Source organism: Dactylosporangium sp. NPDC000555, from assembly GCF_040300025.1.
Taxonomy (GTDB): domain Bacteria; phylum Actinomycetota; class Actinomycetes; order Mycobacteriales; family Micromonosporaceae; genus Dactylosporangium.
Map to the genome: position 1 here is coordinate 1 of NZ_JBEPDB010000164.1, position 2,773 is coordinate 2,773.

General features: G+C 77.7%; 1 protein-coding gene. It reads right to left on the reverse strand.

What is annotated here, in order from left to right; genetic code table 11:
• Nucleotides 1-132: 132 nt before the first annotated feature.
• Nucleotides 133-2,658 (reverse strand): discoidin domain-containing protein, encoded by a 2,526-nt coding sequence (locus tag ABT297_RS42210; RefSeq protein ID WP_350559558.1) that lies wholly within the window; start codon nucleotides 2,656-2,658, stop codon nucleotides 133-135.
• Nucleotides 2,659-2,773: the final 115 nt, after the last annotated feature.

The window sequence follows — 2,773 nt, forward strand, 5'->3', positions numbered from 1 at the left end:
TCCCTACGCTGCCGGGGCGTGTCGCCCAAGCACGGCCGAGCCGTGGCCGCCCGCGCATGCGGTTTCGTGCCGGTGCGCGAGTCACCACGCCGCCGGGGCGTATCGCCCAGCACAGCGGAGCCGTGGCCGCTCTCAGGCGCGGTACAGCTCCAGCTGCGACAGCTGCCCCGCCGGCTGGACCGTGTTGGCGGTGAAGACCAGCCGCACGTAGCGCCACTGCCCACCCGGCAGCGCGATCGTCACCCGCTGCCCGGAGCTCTGGGCGAACGTGTACGACGCCGGGCCCACCAGCGAGGTGAACTGCTTGTCGTCCATGCTCGCCTGCACCTCGATGCGCTCGGAGCGGGCCGGCCAAGCATCCGACGGCGGCAGGCGCAGCACCGCCCGGCGCAGCTCGGCCGGGGCGCCCAGGTCGACCTGCACCCATTGCGGGAACCCGTTGTTGCGGCTCTCCCAGTAGCTCATCGGGTCGCCGTCGGTGATGTTGCCCGACCCGTACACGTCGGTGTGGCCACTGTCCCGTGTGTCGCGCCCCGCCGCCAGGTTGACGCCGTCGGCGACGTTGGCCTGCGTCTGGCTCGGGCCGGCGCTGGGCCCGCCCGGCGCTGCGGAGGAGCCGGCCGTCGCGGGCGCCGGGGAGCCGCTCGACCGGCTCGCCGACGGCGCGGCCGACGCCGACGCGGCCGAACGCGACGCTCTCGGCCCCGCGCTCGTCACCGAAGACCCGCCGCCGGCCCCGGGCGCGAGGCCCGGCTCGGCCCACTGCGGCTCCGCCGCGGCCCGGTCGTCGCCGGCGCGCGGTCCGCGTGGCCACGCCGCGGCGACGCCCACGCCGAGGAGCACCAGCGCCACGATCGCCGCGGCGACCAGGAGCAGCCGCCGGCGGCTCCCCGTGACGGTGCCCGCGCTCACTGCGTCCGTGGCGGCGACCTCCGTGAGGGGCAACGTCTCAGCCCGTCGGAACGGCTTGCCGGCCCCGCCACCGGCCCCGGCCGCCTCGGCGTCGCGCGGGACGGCCGGTCGCGGGCCGGCGCCCGCATGGCGCTCGGCGAGCTCCTTCGCGGCCGCGAGCCCCCACGGCGTGGCGTTGCCGGCCACCGCGAGGTCGACGGGGGCCGGGATGTCCGTCAACGCCGCCGTGAACAGCGCCGACAGCGGCGGCCACAACAGCTCGTTGATGTCGAGGCCGGGGGTGCCCACCACGACCCGATACCGGCCGTCGATCGCCACCGGTCCAGGGCCACTCGACCGCGCCCCGAGCACGGCGGCTCCGGCCAGTGCCTCTCCGTGCGCGTCTTGGGCGATCGCGGTTTCGGCTGCGGCGTCGGGGAGCACGGCGCTGGCCGGCGCATCTTGGCGGAGGTCGTCCTGGGGGAGCGCGGCCTGGGGGAGCGCGACCACGGCGGGTCCATCCTCCGCGGCTGGGCTGCCGGGCCCTGGGCTGCCGGGCCCTGCGGCGTCTGGCCTCGGGGTGTCGGGTCCTGCGGGGCCGGGTCCCGAGTTCTGGGGGAGTGCGGTGTCGGGCGGCGCGCCGGCAGGAAGTGCGAGCCCGTGCGGTGTCGCGGCGGGGTCGCGCCGTGGTCGCGAGGCGAGGTCGACGATGAGTTCTATGACGGCCGGCGGGGCCGCGGTCGGGCGCCTGGCGGGCACTTCCGCGCGGCCGCGCGCCGGGCGTAGTGGGCCGGACGGCTCCGCGTGCAGGCCGCCGCCGGAGAGGCGGACCAGCCAGCCGAGGTCCATCGCGTAGGTCGCGGGGTCGATCGGGCGAAGCGACGGCTGCGGCGGCGAGGAGGACAGCACCTCCTCCTGGCCGGACGGCAGGTAACGCAGCCGCCAGGCAGGCTCGGGCCAGACCGGTCGCAGCGCGGCGTCGAGGGCGTAGACGGCGATGTCGCCGGACGGGGTGTGCAGCGGCACGCCGTTGATCAGGTGCACCGGCTCGGCGAGATCCCGTGCGGCGGCCGAGGCCACGGCCCGGCCCGCGCCCTGGCCCGGCGCGAGCGGCACCACGTCGACCAATGGCCGGACCGCCGGAGGCAGCGCACGCACTGTCGCGGCCAGCTCGGCGCCGGTCACGGACGGGTCGACCAGCAACCGGAGACGGTCCGGATCGACCGCCACCGAGAGGGCCAGATCCGACGCTCCGCCGCCCTCGCCATCAAAGTCCAGGCCACCGGGGCCGGCCCCGCCGCCGGCCGTGTCCCCGCCGCCGGGGCCGGCCCCGCCGCCGGCCGTGTCCCCGCCGCCGGCCATTTCGGTGCCGCCGGCCGTGCCATTGCTGTCGGCCGTGCCTCTGTCGCCGGCCGTGTTCCGGTCATCGGCTTGGTGGGTGTCAACGGCTTGGTGGGGTGCAACGGCATGGTTGCTGCCGGCGGTCGAGAGTCGCCAGCCGGCCGGGATCGGGTGCGCGCTCACCGGCCACGGCATGTGGTCCGGCACCAGCGGCTGCCAGGCCGGCGCCGGCCAGCGGGAACCGGCCGCGACCCGCCGGCCGCCCGGCGTGTGTCGCCACCAGCCGCTCGCGGCGAACAGCGTCCCGCCGGGCGTGGCCACCACCGGGCCCTCGGATGCTACGACCGGCCGGCCCGCCGCGACGGAGAGCTCGGCGGCCGTCTCGTCCCCGGCGCCGAGCAGCAGGATCCCGACCGGGCCGTCCAAGAGAGCCGGGCCGTCCGAGGGAGCCGGGCCGTCCGAGGGAGCCGGGCCGTCCGAGGGAGCCGGGCCGTCCGAGGGAGCCGGGCCGTCCGAGGGAGCCGGGCCGTCCGAGGGAGCC